Genomic DNA, 17,081 nt, shown 5'->3' with positions numbered 1-17,081 from the left:
CTCCCGGCCCTGCCCACCCCGGGTTAGCCTGGGACCGCGGGCCGGCAAGGCCCGGCACCGAGCACAACATCGAGGAGACAAGAACATGGCCGCAAGCACCCCCTCCGGCACCCTGCCCGCGGACAGCCTGGCGCTACAGCGCTTCTACCATTGGGAACGCGAGGCGCCGACGCGCCTGACCTTCACCCAGCCGATGGGTGGCGGCGTGGTCAAGGAGCTGCGCTGGAGCGAGGTGGCCGACCAGGTGCGCCGCATGGCCGCGCATCTGCAGGCCATGGGCCGCGAGCGCGGCTGGGAGCCCGGCGCCAAGGTGGCGATCCTGTCGAAGAACTGCGCCTGGTGGCTGATGAGCGACCTGGCGATCTGGCTGGCCGGCTATGTCTCGGTGCCGCTGTATCCGACCCTGGCCAGCGAGACCATCACCCAGATCCTGAACCACAGCGAATCGCGCGCGCTGTTCGTCGGCAAGCTGGACGGCTGGGAGGGCATGAAGCCCGGCGTGCCGGCCGGCATGCCCTGCATCAGCTACCCGCTCTCGCCGGAGGACGCCAAGCGGGCCTACGAGGGCTGGGACGCGATCTGCGCGCGCAGCGCGCCGCTGCAGGGCGAGCCGCTGCGCGGCGCCGACGAGCTGTGCACCCTGATCTACACCTCCGGCACCACCGGCAACCCGAAGGGCGTGATGCACAGCTTCGGCGCCTTCGCCTGGGCCATCCAGACCGGGCTGGAGCGCTTCCATCTGACCGGCGAGGACCGCATGCTGTCCTACCTGCCGCTGGCCCATGTGGTGGAGCGCATGTTGGTCGAGCATGGCTGGCTGCGCACCGGCATGCACATCTTCTTCGCCGAGAGCCTGGACACCTTCACCAGCGACCTGCAGCGCGCCCGGCCGACCGTGTTCTTCTCGGTGCCGCGGCTGTGGGTCAAGTTCCAGCAGGGCATCTTCGCGAAGATGCCGCCGGCCAAGCTGAACCGGCTGCTGGGTCTGCCGCTGATCGGCGGCCTGGTGCGGCGCAAGATCCAGAAGGCCCTGGGCCTGGACCAATGCCGCTTCGCCGCCGGCGGCGCCGCGCCGATGCCGCCGGCCCTGCTGGAGTGGTACGCCAAGCTGGGCATCCCGATCAACGAGGGCTACGGCATGACCGAGAACCTGGCGGTCTCGCACATCACCCTGCCGGGCAAGAACCAGCGCGGCACCGTCGGCCCGGCCTATCCGGGCGTCGAGACCCGCATCGACCCGACCAGCGGCGAGCTGCAGATGCGCAGCCCGGCGGTGATGCTGGGTTACTACAAGGAGCCGGGCCTGAGCCGGGAGGCCTTCACCGAGGACGGCTGGCTGCGCACCGGCGACAAGGCGCAGATCGACCCCCAGGGCTGCCTGCGCATCACCGGCCGCGTCAAGGATCTGTTCAAGACCAGCAAGGGCAAGTATGTCGCGCCGGCGCCGATCGAGGACCGGCTGGTGATGCACCCGGCGGTCGAGGCCTGCATGGTCACCGGCGCCAACCTGGGCCAGCCGCTGGGCATCGTGATGCTCTCGCCCGACGCGGCCCAGCGCAGCGGCAGCGAGGCGGACCGCCAGCAGCTGATGGCCCAGCTGAACCAGCATCTGGACGATGTCAACGCGCGCCTGGACCCGCATGAGCAGCTGGACTGCCTGGTCGTGATGAAGTCACCGTGGACGGTTGACAATGGCTTCATCACCCCCACCTTCAAGGTCAAGCGCAACCGCGTCGAGGAGGTCTACGGATCTCACTACGAGGAGTGGGTGGAGCGCCGCAAGAAAATTGTTTTCGGAGATTGATGGGCAAACGTCGTGGACTGCTGAGGGCCTGGGCCCTGGCGCTGAAGGGTGAGGTGCTGGCCGTGTACTTCGCGGCGCGGGACCGCGAGGCGCCCTGGGGCCTGCGCCTGCTGGCGCTGGCGGTCGCGGCCTATGCGCTGAGCCCGATCGACCTGATCCCGGACTTCATCCCGCTGCTGGGCTATCTGGACGACCTGATCATCGTGCCGCTGGGTCTGTGGCTGGTCGTGCGCCTGATGCCGCCGCCGGTGCTGGCGCGCGCCCGGCTGAAGGCCCAGCAGCTGCTGCAGCGCCCGCGCAGCTGGGCCGCGGCGGCGGTGTTCGTGCTGCTGTGGCTGGTCGCGGGCGGCCTGCTGACCTGGGGCCTGATCAGCTGGCTGGGGACCGGCGCTGCTGCTGCTGCTTGAGCCGGCCCAGCTCGGCGGCCAGCATGCGCTGGCGCAGGCCACCGCCGCTGCCCAAGGCCAGCAGCACCACCAGGCCGTGAATCGCTAGCCCCAGGCCCCAGCCCCAGAGCGGGAACAGGTGCCAGGCGCGCCCGCCGGTCACCAGGCCGTTGAGCAGGAACAGGCCGGTGTTGACCAGCACGAACACCAACGCATGGGTCAGCCAGCCGAGCTTCATGTCGACGCGGCGGCGCGCTTGGCGCTGCAGCGTCTTCATGGCGCCCGGGTCGTCGTGGGGCTGCTCATGCGTCATGGTCGTCGTCGTCATCGCGGGCTCCTGAAGAAAACTGAATGATTGAATGGCCGCGATGGTGGCGCCGCCGCGCCGGATGCGCGAGCGCGCCGCGACCACTGGTCGGCCACCGGCGCGAATCGACCGCAGCGCGGCGCCAACGGCTATGCTCGCGCCCCAAGGGAGGATGACAGGCGATGAGTAGGCGTGCGACAAACACCACCACCGTGCGGCTGAACCGACTGGCCGGCATGCTGCTGCTGGCCCTGGCCGGCGCGTCGGCCCAGGCCTTCGAGCCCGCCGAGCTGAAGGCGGCCGAGGCGCTGCGCGAGGCCGGGCTCAGGAGCGGCCTGGCCTATGAGCTGGTCGACAGCCTGGTGACCGAAGTCGGCGCGCGCCCGGCCGGCTCGCTGAACGACCAGCGCGCGGTCGACTGGGCGCTGGCGCGGCTCAAGGGCCTGGGCTTTGCGAACGTGCGCGCCGAGCCGGTGCCGCTGCGCGCCTGGAAGCGCGGCGAGGCTCATGCCCATGTCACCGCGCCCTTTGCTCATCCGCTGGTGATGACCGCCCTGGGCAACAGCGTGTCCACGCCCAAGGAGGGCCTGCATGCCGAGATCGCCTACTACCCCGACCTGGACGCGCTGAAAGCCGACACCAGCGAGCGCGCGAATGGCCGCATCGTCTTCATCGACCAGAAGACCGAGCGCACCCGCGACGCCCGCGGCTATGGCCGCGCGGTGGCGGCGCGCGCCCAGGCGCCGGCCGAGGCCGCCAAGCGCGGCGCGGTGGCGGTGGCGATCCGCTCGATCGGCACCGACCGCGACCGCCTGGCCCATACCGGCGCGACCCGCTATCCCGAGGGCATCACCAGGATCCCGGCGCTGGCCGTCTCGGTGCCCGACGCCGACCTGATCGCGCGCCTGACCCGCTACGAGCAGCCGACCAAGATGCACCTGGTGCTGCGCAGCGAGGCCGGCATCGCCGCCACCTCGCACAACGTGATCGCCGAGATCCCGGGCCGCGAGCTGCCCGACGAGGTGGTGCTGATCGGCGCCCACCTGGACAGCTGGGACCTGGGCCCCGGCGCGCTGGACGACGGCGCCGGCGTCGGCATCGTCACCGCCGCGGCGAAGCTGATGCTGGAGCAAGGGCTGAAGCCGCGCCGCACCGTGCGCATCGTGCTGTTCGCCAACGAGGAGAACGGCTTCGACGGCGCGCTGGCCTATGCCGAGAAGTACAAGAGCCAGGTGCACCAGCTGGTCGGCGAAAGCGACCTGGGGGCAGGTCTTGTCTACCGGCTGCAGAGCCGCGTGCGGCCCGAGGCGCTGCCGGTCGTCGAGCGCATCGCCGCGGCGCTGGCGCCGCTGGGCATCGCGCGCGGCAGCGCCACCGAGGCCTCGCCCGGCCCCGATGCGGCCCTCCTGATGCGGCGCCTGAACTGGCCGGCGCTGGAGCTGAGCCAGGACGGCAGCGACTATTTCGACTGGCACCACACGCCCAACGACACCCTGGACAAGATCGACCCGGCCAAGCTGCGCCAGAACGTCGCGGCCTGGGCCGTGATGGCCTGGCTGGCCGCGCAGAGCCCGCTGGCCTTCGGCCCGATGCCGGCGCCGGAGGCGCCGCCGGCGACGGCCAAGCCCTGATGGCTCGTCTACCCGAGCAGCCGCTGGGTTTCAGCTGCGCCCCGCGCAACAAGAAAAGCGGCGAGCTGCAGATCCTGCGCGACGGCAAGCCCGTCACCCTGCTGGGCGCCGCCCAGGCCGAGCGGCTGCTGGCGGCGCTGGCGCGTTGCGAGGATGGGGACGTGGGGGAGGCGCAGCGGCAGCGGCTGCTGGCGAGGGCGACCGGGAACTACAAGCGAGGGAATGAGAGGCGATGACGACGATGGTTGCTACTGATCCGACGGATGTCGTCACCACCACCATCAGCATCACCGAAGCGGCTCAGCGCGCCCTGGTGCGCGCCGAGCTGCTGTCGATCCGGCCCTGGGACGCGCTGGAGCGGGAGCAGATCGCGCAGACCCTGGCCTGGGTGGATGACAGCGGTGGCGCGCCGCTGTGCCGCATCGCTAAGCAAGCCGGCGACGCCGCCCCGGCATCTGGTGTCCTACTTCGCGCTCGTTGACGACGGGCACATCCTGCTGGTCGACCATCGCAACGCCCGCCTGTGGCTGCCCAGCGGCGGCCATGTCGAGCTGGGCGAGTCGCCGCGCCGCACGGTGGTGCGCGAGCTGCAGGAGGAGCTGGGTCTGATCATCGACGAGGCTCAAGTTGGCCCGCCGCGCTTTCTCACCTGCACCACCACGGTCGGCCTGACCGCCGGGCATCAGGATGTGTCGCTGTGGTACCTGCTGCGAGGCGACCGCCATGCGCCGCTATCGCGCTTCGATGCGGGTGAGTTCGAGTCGGTGCGGTGGTTTGCGTTCGATGAGGTGCCGCTGACGCGGAGTGATCCGCATATGGGGCGGTTTTTGGGGAAGCTAAGGGCGAGCATCGACTGATGGTGGGGCGGTGGCAATGCAGCGGTTGCGGCCGTTCACGGTCGACCTGTGAACTCACGCAGCCGACCCGTTGCCGTCGTCGCTCAGCCTAAAAAGAGAGCTCAGAAAGCTGTCCTCGACGGGCGAGCGCCGCCCGGTAAGGCAAACGGTGCGGGGGCGAGAGCGGGGGAGTGAGCTTTACAGCGGCGATACGCTACGCCGTAGCTGGTCTCGGCCCCTTTTTGAGGCTTGGATGCTTGCTAAGCATGGTTTGCGCGAGCTGAAAGTCATTGGCGCTTGAGAAAATGTATCGCTCACTCCAGATGATCTGGAGCGAGTTGAAGTTCTCGACGTTTTCCGGCGAGTACAGGACGGGATCGCCATTGAGCAACGCGTCGCTCATTCTGATGATGCCGTTGGGATCGTGCACCGTCGCTGTGGAGCCGTTGCGACTCATAAGAGTCAGAGCTCCACGATGAACTGTCTCTGTAAGGGTAGGGCACCACATCGCCAAAGCACGAGTAGGTGACAGGGGGAAGTAGATCTCGATACCTGGGAGCGCCAACCCGAGATTCCCTCTGCCGGGTCGATCGACCATGTTCTGGCGTGTCAGCGGGTTATCGCTAAGCAAGAACGGAGCCTTGCGCGTCGTAGCTGCAAGTACCCAGTCCTTGTTGAGGAACTGCGAAGCGTAAGTCTCTGGGGCCTTGTAGATGACTCTCGCGGCCTGCTCCTTGAGATCGTTTGGCGGAATGTCCCGTATCAACTCTTCTGCCTGGGAACCCGCTGCAACTTGATCACCGTTGCGCTGTAAGTGCTCGCGTAGCAGCCTTGGGAGGGCATCCCATTGTTCGCGGAACGTCTTAGTTCTGGTCAGTTGGACTGCCAAGAATGCCGCCAGGATTTGCCTCTGCTCATTAGTCAGCGTGGCCAGCGAGTCCGCCTCAAGAATGGACCGGATCACCGATTGCGCGTTGCCTTCTAGCTGACTAAGCCATGGCTCGAGTGAAATAGTTTGACCTTGATACTCGAAATCGTAGAAGCGGCTCTCGCTAGCAACGTTCTTCGTATTTGACGGAAACGCCCGCGCAGACGACTTGTCGTAAACCCACACTTGATCCTTCTTGCCGTTGCCAAAGTTCCTGAGTAGGAACTGCGGTACGTAGTGTTGGACTTTCGCTATGGCCACAAGTTCACCGGTAAGGGGTTAAGGCTTGAGTGTTGCCCGCACAGCCAGTGCATTAGCCATATTTGGCTGCGACAGGACAGACATCCGCATGCGCACCCCAAAACAGACCTTCTTCGTCGACTACACGTCAACTCCATCCACCATGCAATTGATCATTTGGACAGGTGTTGAACCGATCTACACCTGATTCGCGGGCCCCTGATCAAGCCAAAGTGCTGAGTGCATCCGCCGCACGCTTACACGACCGAGACAAGTCCTTTGCGTAGCTGATCGTTAGCGCAGCCGGGAAGTTGGGATAGTCGCCGGCGTGATGAACGGCGTTCGTGAATTGAATCGCATGGGCCAAGCTGACGATCGCATTGCGAGCGAGCGTCACGCCGGGCGGGGTTTCCGCGAGCTTCGGTCTTACGGTGCGTGTCAGCAGCGATGCCAAGGAATGCTGCGCCTCGACTTTTGAGCCCGTGTGGATATCCAGCGCTTCTGCTATGTCGACGGCAAGCCTGTGAAGGTCTTTGTGGCTGCACTCCCACCACTGGCTGAACAGTCGCGATACAAGATACTCACCACTTGCGCTACCTCCCGGCCGGAAGTCGGCAGGCGCGACACTGCGTCTCTTCTCCTCTGACTGGGAGATCAGTTGTATCAAGTCGACGGGGCCCTTGCTTCCACCAAGGCGTGCACGCAAACTCGCAGCGGCTGTCGGGGCGCGCCGCAAGACAGAGTCAAGCCTAGCGCATAGAGCAGATTCGAGCGCATGCAACGAAGCGTTGATAGAAGCGACAGGGATATCCGCCGATGCGAATGAAATGTCGATAGCGTCCGTGACGCTCTTGATCGTGACCGTCAACAGCTCGCCGGGCCATTGCGGAAACCAGTCCGGCAAAGTAACCGGTGAAGAGAGCTGGGGTACGTCAAGTGCCCGCTTTGACACCAGGACCAGCGAGAACTTCTCATCTCGCGTAATGGCTGTTCGCTTCTCCTCGCCGAACCACTCGGCGTTGTCCGAAATGGTCTTCGCGAGGTCATCGATGATCCCATTCGGATCATCGAAGGCTCCTTTCGGGACCGCGGCAATGAGGACGGGTAGGTCCGACAGCAGAGCCGAGAGCTGGGACACGAGTTCTGAGCGCGATGCTGCCTCCTCAAGCCAATACGCGGCTACGGCAACGTCGCGCTGCACGTGAAGGTTCCTCAGGTAGTCTGCGATAACTTGAACGTTCATCATGATTCGTTGCCCCTGGCTGCGTCACCTGCGAGTCGCTGAAGCGATCCTGGCCAAGATGGGAATCTTGGCAGCGACCTGATCGTCCTCGACCTCCACAAAGTTGCTTCGAGCCGCACTGGCGATGAAGGACTCGCATGTGAAGCTCGACAATCCAGTTCGCTCCAATGTGGTGGTAAGCGATGCCTCGATGTCGGCTCGATCCGCAGCCAGCTTCCCGCCTGAGCCGGAGGTGCCGAGCAAAGTCAAGAGGTGATAAGCAGTATGGACCCAGGGCGTCTCCTGGGCGCCGTCCTCAGAAAGTGCCTCGGCGGCGGCTGACCTGAAGTACTCGAAGTGCTTGCTGAGCGCAATCGACTTGGGATCGAGTCGCTCACTCATAAACTCGTCGAACACTGCCTTGGTCAGCATGACGTCGCTCGGAACGACGCTCTTGCTGATCAGCCAGTCCACCAGCTCTCGCAAAAGGTTCACCGTCAAAAACGGGTGCCCGCCGGTCTCCTCGAAGGCCACATTCGCGAACGATGCGTCGTACTTCAGTGTGTTCGAAAATACCTTCTCCAGTAGACCCCAGAACTCGCCCTGGGTCGCATCTTTCGAATGAGAGAAGAGCGGATAGGACTCCTGCTGCACGTATGCGCTCAACTGGTTCTGATCCATGAAGATGAAATGCGCGTTCGGCTGCTGACCGAGAAAGATCAACAAGTTCTCAGTGGCGAACTCCACGAACTGGTCGAGAAGTGGCTGCACAACCAAGTGGCGTGCATCCTCGTTCCGCCGCCCAGCGGCACGAAGAAGGCCAAACAGCCGGTCGTACTCATCGAGGATCAGAATAGAACCTTGGCTCGGAGCAACTCCCATTGGAGCGGCCTGGGCGACGAGCTTGCGTACGAAGTCCTTCGGAAGCGGGGTCAGTTCAGAGAGCGCATCGCGCACAGCCTCAAAGAGAACGCGACTCCCCATGTCCAGGCCGGTCATCTCGCACCGCTGAAAGACTGCGCTCTTCTCCTGGATAGCGTTTGCCAGTTCGCTGACACCCGTGGTCTTTCCACTGCGCCTGACGCTGCACCAAAGCAGAACGCCAGTCCGGTTGGAAATGGTCGCTTCGAGGGCACGGATGCTCTGACGCTGGACACGGAAGAAGGTGAGAAGGGTTGGGTTCTCTAGAGGGAAGCGCTCTGCGACGTTGGTACGCAGTGGAGCGCCCCTCGGTATCACGACCTTGGTTTCGTGGAACCGCTGCCGCAATCGTGTAAGCAGAAAACCACTGTCGGCTTCTGCAAACGGCACGACAAGCTCTGAGATGGTTCCGGGCACAAACTTTCCGCCCCAATAGTCCCGCGCGGGCTTGTTCGTTAAGCACGCAATGTAGCCATGCTTGGCCCGTTGCTCGATTTGCGAACGGGCGGCGATGCCATCTCCACCAATGACCGCCACTTCGAGTGGCTTCGTATCGCTGGAATCTGCCGGTGGACGAAGCGTCACGTCTAGGACTCGATCGTCCAAGTTCATCGAGGTGAACAGCACCACTATCGGATCGACACTGCTCATCTGGGATGCTTCATCTAGAGCCCTTGTCAAGCGATGCAACGGTTCGCCGAGAATGGGCGATAGCGAATCGAGCCCGAGGCGCTGATCGACAGCCTTGAGATCCTGCCCCTCCAGGAGTGGCAGGACATGCGCCCAGGACTTGACCGTCCGTCGCAGCATGTCAATCGAGGAACTGGATCCCAAAGTGGCTTCAGTAAAGCCAAGCAAGATTGCCGACAGCAGGCGAGAGGTTGCGCGCCTCAGGACTCTGCAGTCTTGCGGTGCACTAAGTCGGGCGGACTGGTCGGCATACAGTTCAACGGGCAAGACGAGAAAGGATCGGAGCCCGCCGAGCGCCTTCCCTTCAGCCGAGTCCGCGACGGCCCAGGGCTGGGACATGACGAAGTTATAGCCCTTCGTGAAGATCTCTCTGGCGTGTTTCCGCGCGTGGTCGCGCAGAAGATCAAATGCGGCATCCGCGGCCTTGTCGGCTCGGATCAGATCAACAACGTCGGCCAGGATGCCGCGCAGTTCATCCCGGTAATACGTTGACCATTGGAAAATGTGCCAGCGGCTCAGCTCATCGAAGCGCTCACTGACCGTCGCCTCAAACTCCTTGATGCCTCCTTGTGCGCACTTCCTCGTCGCTATCGGGACGGCGTCGCGCGTATCGCTCGTGCCAAGGCGTTGTTCCAGCGCTTGGCCGAGGTCGCGCTTCCGTTTCGGGAGAAAGCGCCCAATGATTTCGCCCAGCGACGGTTGGAGGCGCTGGATGTCTGCCTTGCTTCCATGCTGGATGAGTGCGAGGAGCGTGTCGAACGCTCGACTAACCTCATTGCGTGAGATCAGATCCTCGCACTCCGCCAGAATGGCTTCGATTGGTTTACTCATAGAAGCGCACTAAACACGTAGTGATGATGCTCGCTGAATCTTGACCCAGTACTCCGCCGGGGTCTGCGCGCCGAATTCTGACCCACATTTGCGGCGGACTACAGCGGACATCCACAAGCTATCGGCCGAACGTCCGCTCTCGTATATAGCGACGGACCGCTTCGGGTCGACATGAGTCTGTCGCAGCGCGCTGAAGCTGCTGTTCGAGCCTTTGCATGGCTTGCCCCGCGATCGAGCGACCGGTTCTCGGGGTGAAGCAGCCGGTCGTGGCCAACGGCGCCCAATGACCGGTTTTCGTGGATGCTGCCGCTCAGGCGTAGGCATGCGAATGGCTCAGATCAGCCTCAAGCCGCCGCTCACCCCGCCCCCTACCTCCCCGACACCACCGCAGCTCGCCTCCCCAACCTCTCCGCCTCCTTCTCATCCCCTGCCGCCTCCGCCTGCCTGATCCCGATATGCAGCCACGCCAGCAGCGGCCTTCGCCAGCCTTGCGCCGAGGCGGTGTCGATCGCCAGCAGTGCCACGCCACGGTCCAGCCGGCGATCTCCCTCGCGCCTCAAGGCCGTGCCCGCCGCCACCAGCCGCGCCAGCGGATCGTCGGCCTTGATCGTGGCGGCCAGCCGCTCCGCGGTGACCGCCCCCGTTGCCAATCCCCGCTGTGCCTCCGGCAGCAGCTCCACCCGCGCCGGCACCTTGCCGGCCAGGTACTCGGCATAGGCGTTCTCGGCCGCGCCCGCATCCTGCGCCAGCACCTCGAAAGCGGGGCAACCGTTGTTGTCAAACTCCAGCGCCGCCACGCGCGCCGCGCACAACAGCAGCTCGGCACGCGCCAGCAGCTCGGGCCGGCCGGTGCGCGACAGTTCGGCGCGGGCGCGCGCGGCATCGACCTCGACTACGCGGGTGTTGTTGCCGGCCAGCCAGGCCGTGGTGGCGCGGTCCAGCGCGCTCCTGGATTCCAGCTGCCAGTCCGGCTGCGGCGTGCCGGCGCAGCCGATGATCAGCAGGACCAGGATCGAGGTCGGGGCGAGTGCTTTGCTCCTCATGGCAACTTGATCTCCGTCTCGCGCTTATTGAACGGCCAGCGCCGGTTCACCTCGGTCAGCATCTGCTCGACCTTGCGCAGGCTGGCCTCGACCTCGGCGCGCAGCTGGCCCAGATCGGTGCTCGCCTCGCGCGCATTGCCGGCGATGGCCTGGGCCTCGACCAGCAGCGCGTCGACCTTCTTGAGGCTCTGGCGCGCTTCGCCCAGCAGGCCGTTGAGCTGCTGCACGCTGCCCTGCGTGTCGCGCAGCAGGCCGCGCTCCCCGAAGACCTGCGTGTCGGCCTTCTGCGCCAGGCCGTCCAGCCGCGCCAGCAGCTGGTTGGTGCGCTCCAGCGTCGCGATCAGCCGGCGCCCGCCGTCCTCGCCCAGCACCGCGCCGAGCGCGCCGCCGGGGCCGTTCAGCTTCTCGGTGGTGGCCTGCAGATTGCGCAAGGTGCCGGCCAGCGCGGCGTCGTCGGCGCTCAGCGCGGTCAGGTTGGCCAAGAGGCTGCGCACATCGGCCACCAGGCGCGGGATCTCGGCGGTGGCGTCGCCGATCAGCACCGGGCGTTCGGCGCCGTCGGGCAGCGGCGGGTCGGTCAGGATGCCGCTGTAGGCGCGCAGGCGCGGCGCGCCGACCAGGCTGCTCTCCATCGTGAACACGCTGCTGACGCGCAGCCAGCGCGCGTCCTTCTGCGCCACGGCGACGACGATGCGCGCCTTGCCGTCGTCGCCCAGCTCGATGCGGCTGACGCGCCCGATCGGAAAGCCGGCGAAGCTCAAATCCATGCCGACCGCGGTGCCCTCGGCATGGTCGGCGATCAGCACCAGGCGCTGCGTGCGCTCGAAGGCGCCGCGCGCGTACATCACATAGGCCGCCGCGCCGGCCAGCAGCAGCGCCACCACGAGCAGCAGCAGCCGCGCCTTCAGGTCCAGGTGCGCGACCGGCGCGGCATCCGATGGCGGCGGCGGCTCAGGGGTCAGGTCTTGCGGAATGGGCTGGTCGCTCATGATGAGGGTGACTGGCTTAGATCGATCAATCAATAGTAGTTGCCGACCAGGGACAGCAGCTCGACCGCCAGCACCACCGCCAGCAGCCGCGCCAGCCGGCCGATGTCGCCGCTGCCCAGCGGCGCGTCCTGCAGCTCGCGCGGCGTCGGCAGCATCGGGATGATGGCCACCGCCAGGCTCAGCAGCAGGGTCTTGAGCCCGAAGATCAGCACGATCACCGGCGTGAAGATCTGGCCCACGCTGCGCGTGAAGCCCGGTAGGCCCCAGCTGCCGAAGCCGTAGACCGACAGGTAAGTCAGCAGCAGGGCCAGCAGGCCGGACAGCGCGGTCAGCGTGACGGCCGCGAACATGCCGGCCAGGGCCTGCGGCAGCACCTGGTCGCGCAGCGGGTCCAGCCCGCGCGCGAACTGGGCCTTGAACAGGCCCTGCTGGCGCAGGCCGCGCAGCCGCGCGCCGGCCGGCATGGTCGCGCGCACCGCGGTGAACAGCACGGCCGACAGCGGGATCAGCTCCAGCACCAGGGTGCGGATCAGCACGTCCAGCGCATAGCGCGATAGGCCGTAGCTGGCGGCCGTCGCCAGCACGATGCGGATGATGATCTGCGCGGCGATCGCCGAGATCAGCCCGAAGGGCAGCAGCAGCGGCACGGTGGCGCGGTAGCAGGCCTGCCGCAGCAGCGGCCGCTGCGCGCGCCGGTAGCTGGAGGGCGAGAGCGCCAGCGCCGCCAGCCGCGCGCCCAGCTCGATCAGCTGCCACCAGCCCAGCAGCCAGCCGAGCAGGGCCTGGTGCGGGGCGCGTGGCGGGCGGCGGGGTAAATGGTCGGGCATGGTCGTCCCATTGTGCAACCGCCATCGGCGTATGCTGTCACCACATGAATCCCCGCCTCACCCTGCGCACGCTCGACAACCCGATCGAGGCCAACCTGCTGCTGGGCCTCCTGCAGCAGCAGGGGCTGCGGGTCTGGCTGCTGGGCGAGCAGCTGCTGGGCGCGGTGGGCGAGCTGCCGGCCGCAGGGCTGCTGCGCCTGGTGGTGGACGCCGAGGACGAGGCCGTCGCGCGCCAGGTGCTGGCCGACTGGGACGCGGCGACGCCGCTGCCCGAGCCGGGCCTGCGAGAAGCCGACGACGGCAGCGAGGACGGCGCCGCGACGCTACGGCCGGTCTGAACATCGCCCCGTGACCGGCGGCAGGCCGGCGTGCCTGCGGTTATGCTGGGCCACCATGCTGCACCTGGGCATCCACGATCTCCCGCTGTTCGTCGTCTCCGGCCTGCTGCTGAACATCGCGCCGGGGCCGGATTCCATCCTGATCATGACGCGCAGCGCCACCCAGGGCTGGCGCGCCGGCTCGGCCGCGGCCCTGGGCATCGGCGCCGGCACCTGCGTGCATGTGCTGGCCGCGGCGCTGGGCCTGTCGGCCCTGCTGGCGGCCTCGAGCTGGGCCTTCACGATCGTCAAATGGGTGGGCGCGGCCTACCTGGTGTGGATCGGCCTGCAGATGCTCTGGGCGCGCCGGCGCTCCGAGGTGGCGACCGACGCGGCGCCCGGCGCCGGCCTGCCGGCGCTGCTGCCCTGGCGCAAGATCTTCGCCCAGGGCTTCCTGACCAATGTGCTGAACCCCAAGGTGGCGCTGTTCTTCCTGGCCTTCGTGCCGCAGTTCATCGCGCCGGACGCGCCGCACAAGGCCCTGGCCTTCATCGTGCTGGGCGCGATCTTCAATTTCAACGGCATGCTGTGGTGCCATTTCCTGGCCGTCTCCACCGCGCTGGCCAGCTCGCGCCTGCGCGTCGGCGGCGCGCTGGCCCAATGGCTGAACCGCGCGATCGGCGCGCTGTTCCTGAGCTTCGGCATCAAGCTGGCGCTGTCCTCCGAGCGCTGAAAGGCAAGACATGACCCTGGACGAGGAGATCGCCCGCAAGCTGCGCGAGGCCCAGGCCTCCGGCGAGCTGGCCACGGCCAAGCATTACGGCAAGCCGCTGCCCGAGGAGGACGAGGGCTGGAGCGCGACGCCCGATGCGCTGCGCATGCCCTTCAAGATCCTGAAGGACGCCGGCTACGCGCCGCCCGAGCTGGCGCTGTTCCATGAACGCGCGCGCCTGCGTGCCGCGCTGGAGGCCTGCGCCGACGAGGGCGAGCGCCCCAAGCTGCAGCGCCAACTCTCCGAGCTGGAACAGTCGCTGGCGCTGCGCCTCGAATCCCTGCGCATCAATGCTTCTCTCTAGACCCGGTTGATGAAATTCAAGTCCCTGCTGATCGCTCTGGTGGCGCTGGCCGCCGCCGGCCTGTATGCCACGCCCTATCTGACCGTGCAGCAGATGCGCGCCGCGGCCAAGGAGCGTGATGGCGAGCGCCTGGCTTCTTACGTCGATTTCCCGGCGGTGCGCGCCAGCCTGAAGACCGAGGTGCAGGCCAAGCTGGCCGGCCTGGACCGCAACGAGCGCGGCGACCCGACCCCCGCCGCGGCGATGGGCGCGGCGGTGGCCGGGGCGCTGCTGGGGCCGATGGTCGACGCGCTGATCACGCCCGAGGCGCTGGGCCGCATCCTGCAGGGCCAGCAGCCGGTCTCGGCGATGACCCGGGTCGGCGAGCGCCCGGCCGAGGCGCCCGAGCGGCTCGAGACCGCGATGGGCTACGAGAGCCCCAGCCGCTTCGTCTTCAGCGTGCGCCGCCAGGGCGCCGGCGAGGAGCCGGTGGACCTGGTGCTGCGGCGCGAGGGCCTGCTGCAGTGGAAGCTGGCCGAACTCCGCCTGCCCTAGCCGACCCATCGATTGATCGATCACCCAGAAGAACGGAGCCTCACCCATGAACAAGCCGAACCGCCGCACGATCACCACCACCCTGATGCTCGGCGCCCTGCTGGGCCTGACGGCCACTGCGAGCCAGGCCCAGACGCCGGCCGGTGGCGACAAGGTGGTCTATCACATCGACAACACCGAGGCCCAGGCCACCAAGGGCCTGCGCAATATCCGCAACCACCTGGACGTCGCGCCGGACACCAAGATCGTCGTCGTGACCCATGCCGACGGCGTGGACTTCCTGCTGGAAGGCGCGAAGGACAAGAAGAACCCCGACATCGACTACGGCGCGCTGGTCTCGGCCCTGGTGGCGCGCGGCGTGCGCTTCGAGGTCTGCGAGATCACGCTGCGCAACCGCAAGATCGACAAGGCGCAGTTCCAGATGGAGGCGCAGTTCACCCCCTCCGGTGTGGTGCGCGTCGCGCGGCTGCAGCAGCGTGAGGGCTATGCCTACCTGAAGCCCTGAAGCGCGTAGGACGGTTCGGCTGAGAGTTTTTCGTAGCGAGCCGGCGTCAGGCTAGGCGGACGGAGCGCAGGGACCGGAACGTACTTCCTGTACGTGAGGATCCCGAGCATCCGGCCAACGACGCATGGCGGCGGCGCAGTAGAAAAACTCTCAGCGCCCTTCCAGGCGTGCGAGCAGCTCCGGTGCGCGGAAGGCCTCGACGACAAAGTCGATGAAGGCACGGGTCTTGGGCGGCAGCAGCTTCTTGTTCGGGTAGTACAGCGACAGCGGGCTCAGCTCGACCCACCAGTCCGGCAGCAGGCGTTGCAGCGCGCCGCTGGCCAGCCAGCGCGAGGCATGCGGCGTCGGCAGCAGCGCGATGCCCAGGCCCTGCAGGGTGGCGTGCAGCAGCGCATCGGGGTCGTCGAAGATCATCCGGGTGCGGCAGTCGGCCGGCGCCTCCTCGCCGGCCGCATTGCGCAAAATCCAGCTGCGCTCGCGCCCGGTCGCGGCGGAGCGGCGCGAGATGCCGTCCAGCCCGGCCAGTTCGGCCGGATGGCGCGGCAGCGGCCGGCCCGCCAGATAGGCCGGCGCCGCGGCCACCACCAGCCGGGTGCGCGCCAGCACCCGCGCCACCACGCCCGGCGTCAGCTCGACGCCGCCGGCGATCGCCGCATCGAAGCCCTCGGCCACCAGGTCCACCGGCCGGTTGTCGAAGCGCCAGTCCGGCACGATGGCCGGATAGCGGCGCAGGAACTCGGGCAGCAGCGGCACCAGATAGTCGCGCCCCAGCGCCGGCGCCAGCGCCACCTTCAGCAGGCCGGCCGGCTGGCCCTGGGCGTTGGTGGCGATGCCGGCGAAGGCGTCCTGCAGGCTGGCATGCGGGCCGGAGACCTGGGCCAGGAACTGCTCACCGCCGGCGGTCAGGGTCAGGCGCCGGGTGCTGCGTTGCAGCAGGCGCAGGCCCAGCCGTTCCTCCAGCCGCGCCACGTTCTTGCTGACCGCCGCCGGCGTCAGCCCCAGGCGCCGCGCCGCCGCCGAGAAGCCGCCGGTCTCGGCGCTGACGATGAAGGATTCCAGCAGATTGAGCGCGTCCATGGCCAGGAGTCTCGCTCAATCCGCTACCGATGGTTGAAGCTGATGTTCCCGAATCCCATCTTCTGGAATTGCAATCGGCTTCCCATACTGAGTCCATCGACACCCCGATCAACGATGGAGTTTTCAGATGAGCAACAGCATCAGCAGCATTAGCAACAACACCCAAGCACTTGCCGGCCGGATCGCCTTCGTCTCCGGCGGCTCGCGCGGCATCGGCGCCGCGATCGTGCGCCGCCTGGTGCGCGACGGCGCCGCGGTGGCCTTCAGCTACCAGGCCTCGGAAGCCCCGGCGCTGGCGCTGGCGGCGGAGATCGAGGCCGCCGGCGGCCACGCCCTGGCCCTGCGCGCCGATGCGGCCGACCCGGCGGCGCTGCGCGCGGCGATCGACACGGCCGCGCAGCGCCTCGGCGGCCATGTCGACATCCTGGTCAACAACGCCGGCGTGCTTCGGCTGGGCCCGGTGGACCAGTTCGCGCTGGCGGACTTCGACGAGACCATCGCGGTCAATGTGCGCGCGGTGTTCGCCGCCACCCAGGCGGTGTTGCCGCATATGGGCGCGGGTGGCCGCATCGTCAACATCGGCAGCATCAACGCCGAGCGCATGCCCTTTGGCGGCGGCAGCGTCTATGCGATGAGCAAGTCGGCGCTGAAGGGCCTGGTGCAGGGCCTGGCGCGCGACCTCGGCCCCAGGGGCATCACGATCAACAATGTGCAGCCCGGCCCGGTCGACACCGACATGAACCCCGAGCAGACGGAATTCGGTGCCTCGCTGCACGACCTGATGGCGCTGCGCCGCCATGGCCGCCCGGAGGAGATCGCCGCGATGGTGGCCTACCTGGCCGGCCCGGAGGCGGGTTTCGTTACCGGCGCCAGCCTGAACATCGACGGTGGCTTTGGCGCCTGAACGGACCACCCCC

Annotated in this window: 20 protein-coding genes; 12 read left to right on the top strand and 8 right to left on the bottom strand. The window is 67.1% G+C overall.

Features of this window, described 5'->3' with window-relative positions:
* Nucleotides 1-85 precede the first annotated feature (85 nt).
* Complete coding sequence (locus tag G8A07_RS26860) at nt 86-1,804, top strand: AMP-binding protein (RefSeq protein WP_195794956.1); 1,719 nt, start codon at nt 86-88, stop codon at nt 1,802-1,804.
* A complete protein-coding gene (locus tag G8A07_RS26855; protein WP_195794955.1) occupies nt 1,804-2,211 on the top strand; it encodes a YkvA family protein in 408 nt (135 codons plus the stop codon). Before G8A07_RS26860 ends, G8A07_RS26855 begins: the two co-directional genes overlap by 1 nt.
* Here the strand turns inward: G8A07_RS26855 and G8A07_RS26850 are convergent.
* A complete protein-coding gene (locus G8A07_RS26850; protein WP_249937159.1) occupies nt 2,174-2,518 on the bottom strand; it encodes a 2TM domain-containing protein in 345 nt (114 codons plus the stop codon). The genes G8A07_RS26855 and G8A07_RS26850 overlap by 38 nt on opposite strands.
* A 161-nt stretch (nt 2,519-2,679) precedes the next feature.
* Between G8A07_RS26850 and G8A07_RS26845 the strand changes: the two genes are divergently transcribed.
* The 4 genes from G8A07_RS26845 to G8A07_RS27750 are packed head-to-tail and all read left to right on the top strand — an operon-like array spanning nt 2,680 to nt 4,985.
* Nucleotides 2,680-4,128, top strand: coding sequence for a M20/M25/M40 family metallo-hydrolase (locus G8A07_RS26845; protein ID WP_195794954.1), 1,449 nt, complete (start codon nt 2,680-2,682; stop codon nt 4,126-4,128).
* Nucleotides 4,128-4,364, top strand: a complete 237-nt coding sequence (locus G8A07_RS26840) for a hypothetical protein (protein WP_195794953.1) — start codon at nt 4,128-4,130, stop codon at nt 4,362-4,364. Before G8A07_RS26845 ends, G8A07_RS26840 begins: the two co-directional genes overlap by 1 nt.
* The gene (locus G8A07_RS27755; protein WP_213086207.1) at nt 4,361-4,609 is read left to right on the top strand and encodes a hypothetical protein; all 249 of its coding nucleotides are present in this window, start codon (nt 4,361-4,363) and stop codon (nt 4,607-4,609) included. Before G8A07_RS26840 ends, G8A07_RS27755 begins: the two co-directional genes overlap by 4 nt.
* A complete protein-coding gene (locus G8A07_RS27750) occupies nt 4,587-4,985 on the top strand; it encodes an NUDIX domain-containing protein (protein WP_213086206.1) in 399 nt (132 codons plus the stop codon). The genes G8A07_RS27755 and G8A07_RS27750 overlap by 23 nt, the downstream gene beginning before the upstream one ends.
* Before the next feature lie 193 nt (nt 4,986-5,178).
* Here G8A07_RS27750 and G8A07_RS26830 read toward each other — a convergent pair whose 3' ends face one another.
* From G8A07_RS26830 to G8A07_RS26805, 6 genes are all read right to left on the bottom strand, one after another.
* Nucleotides 5,179-6,153 (bottom strand): DUF4238 domain-containing protein, encoded by a 975-nt coding sequence (locus G8A07_RS26830; RefSeq protein ID WP_195794952.1) that lies wholly within the window; start codon nt 6,151-6,153, stop codon nt 5,179-5,181.
* 202 nt (nt 6,154-6,355) lie between these two features.
* On the bottom strand, nt 6,356-7,378 hold the full coding sequence (locus G8A07_RS26825) for a hypothetical protein (protein WP_195794951.1): 1,023 nt from the start codon (nt 7,376-7,378) through the stop codon (nt 6,356-6,358).
* Nucleotides 7,379-7,399: 21 nt separating this feature from the next.
* Nucleotides 7,400-9,796: a hypothetical protein gene (locus G8A07_RS26820; protein ID WP_195794950.1), complete on the bottom strand. Its 2,397-nt coding sequence runs from the start codon at nt 9,794-9,796 to the stop codon at nt 7,400-7,402.
* A gap of 368 nt (nt 9,797-10,164) precedes the next feature.
* Nucleotides 10,165-10,839 (bottom strand): hypothetical protein, encoded by a 675-nt coding sequence (locus G8A07_RS26815; protein WP_195794949.1) that lies wholly within the window; start codon nt 10,837-10,839, stop codon nt 10,165-10,167.
* Nucleotides 10,836-11,828 (bottom strand): MlaD family protein, encoded by a 993-nt coding sequence (locus tag G8A07_RS26810; RefSeq protein WP_195794948.1) that lies wholly within the window; start codon nt 11,826-11,828, stop codon nt 10,836-10,838. The genes G8A07_RS26815 and G8A07_RS26810 overlap by 4 nt, the downstream gene beginning before the upstream one ends.
* A 29-nt stretch (nt 11,829-11,857) precedes the next feature.
* On the bottom strand, nt 11,858-12,655 hold the full coding sequence (locus G8A07_RS26805; RefSeq protein ID WP_195794947.1) for an ABC transporter permease: 798 nt from the start codon (nt 12,653-12,655) through the stop codon (nt 11,858-11,860).
* A gap of 44 nt (nt 12,656-12,699) precedes the next feature.
* On the opposite strand from G8A07_RS26805, the gene G8A07_RS26800 reads away from it, so the two are divergent.
* From G8A07_RS26800 to G8A07_RS26780, 5 genes are read left to right on the top strand one after another with little or no spacing between them, the layout of a single operon-like run.
* Nucleotides 12,700-12,993 carry a putative signal transducing protein gene (locus G8A07_RS26800; protein ID WP_195794946.1) on the top strand — a complete coding sequence of 98 codons (294 nt, stop codon included), beginning with the start codon at nt 12,700-12,702 and terminating at the stop codon, nt 12,991-12,993.
* Nucleotides 12,994-13,048: 55 nt separating this feature from the next.
* Complete coding sequence (locus G8A07_RS26795) at nt 13,049-13,705, top strand: LysE family translocator (protein ID WP_195794945.1); 657 nt, start codon at nt 13,049-13,051, stop codon at nt 13,703-13,705.
* A 10-nt stretch (nt 13,706-13,715) separates the two neighbouring features.
* On the top strand, nt 13,716-14,048 hold the full coding sequence (locus G8A07_RS26790) for a DUF1992 domain-containing protein (protein WP_195794944.1): 333 nt from the start codon (nt 13,716-13,718) through the stop codon (nt 14,046-14,048).
* A gap of 9 nt (nt 14,049-14,057) precedes the next feature.
* Nucleotides 14,058-14,582 (top strand): DUF2939 domain-containing protein, encoded by a 525-nt coding sequence (locus tag G8A07_RS26785; RefSeq protein ID WP_195794943.1) that lies wholly within the window; start codon nt 14,058-14,060, stop codon nt 14,580-14,582.
* 46 nt (nt 14,583-14,628) lie between these two features.
* Nucleotides 14,629-15,087 (top strand): DsrE family protein, encoded by a 459-nt coding sequence (locus G8A07_RS26780; protein WP_249937157.1) that lies wholly within the window; start codon nt 14,629-14,631, stop codon nt 15,085-15,087.
* Nucleotides 15,088-15,237: 150 nt separating this feature from the next.
* Here G8A07_RS26780 and G8A07_RS26775 read toward each other — a convergent pair whose 3' ends face one another.
* Entirely contained in the window at nt 15,238-16,164 is a 927-nt protein-coding gene (locus tag G8A07_RS26775) for a LysR family transcriptional regulator (protein WP_195794942.1), read from the bottom strand.
* Nucleotides 16,165-16,291: 127 nt separating this feature from the next.
* Between G8A07_RS26775 and G8A07_RS26770 the strand changes: the two genes are divergently transcribed.
* Entirely contained in the window at nt 16,292-17,068 is a 777-nt protein-coding gene (locus G8A07_RS26770; protein ID WP_195794941.1) for an SDR family oxidoreductase, read from the top strand.
* Nucleotides 17,069-17,081: the final 13 nt, after the last annotated feature.

Origin of the sequence: Roseateles sp. DAIF2 (assembly GCF_015624425.1) — a bacterium.
GTDB lineage: Bacteria > Pseudomonadota > Gammaproteobacteria > Burkholderiales > Burkholderiaceae_C > Kinneretia.
Note: the sequence above shows the minus strand (reverse complement) of the source record. Positions and strands in the feature narration are given on the sequence as shown.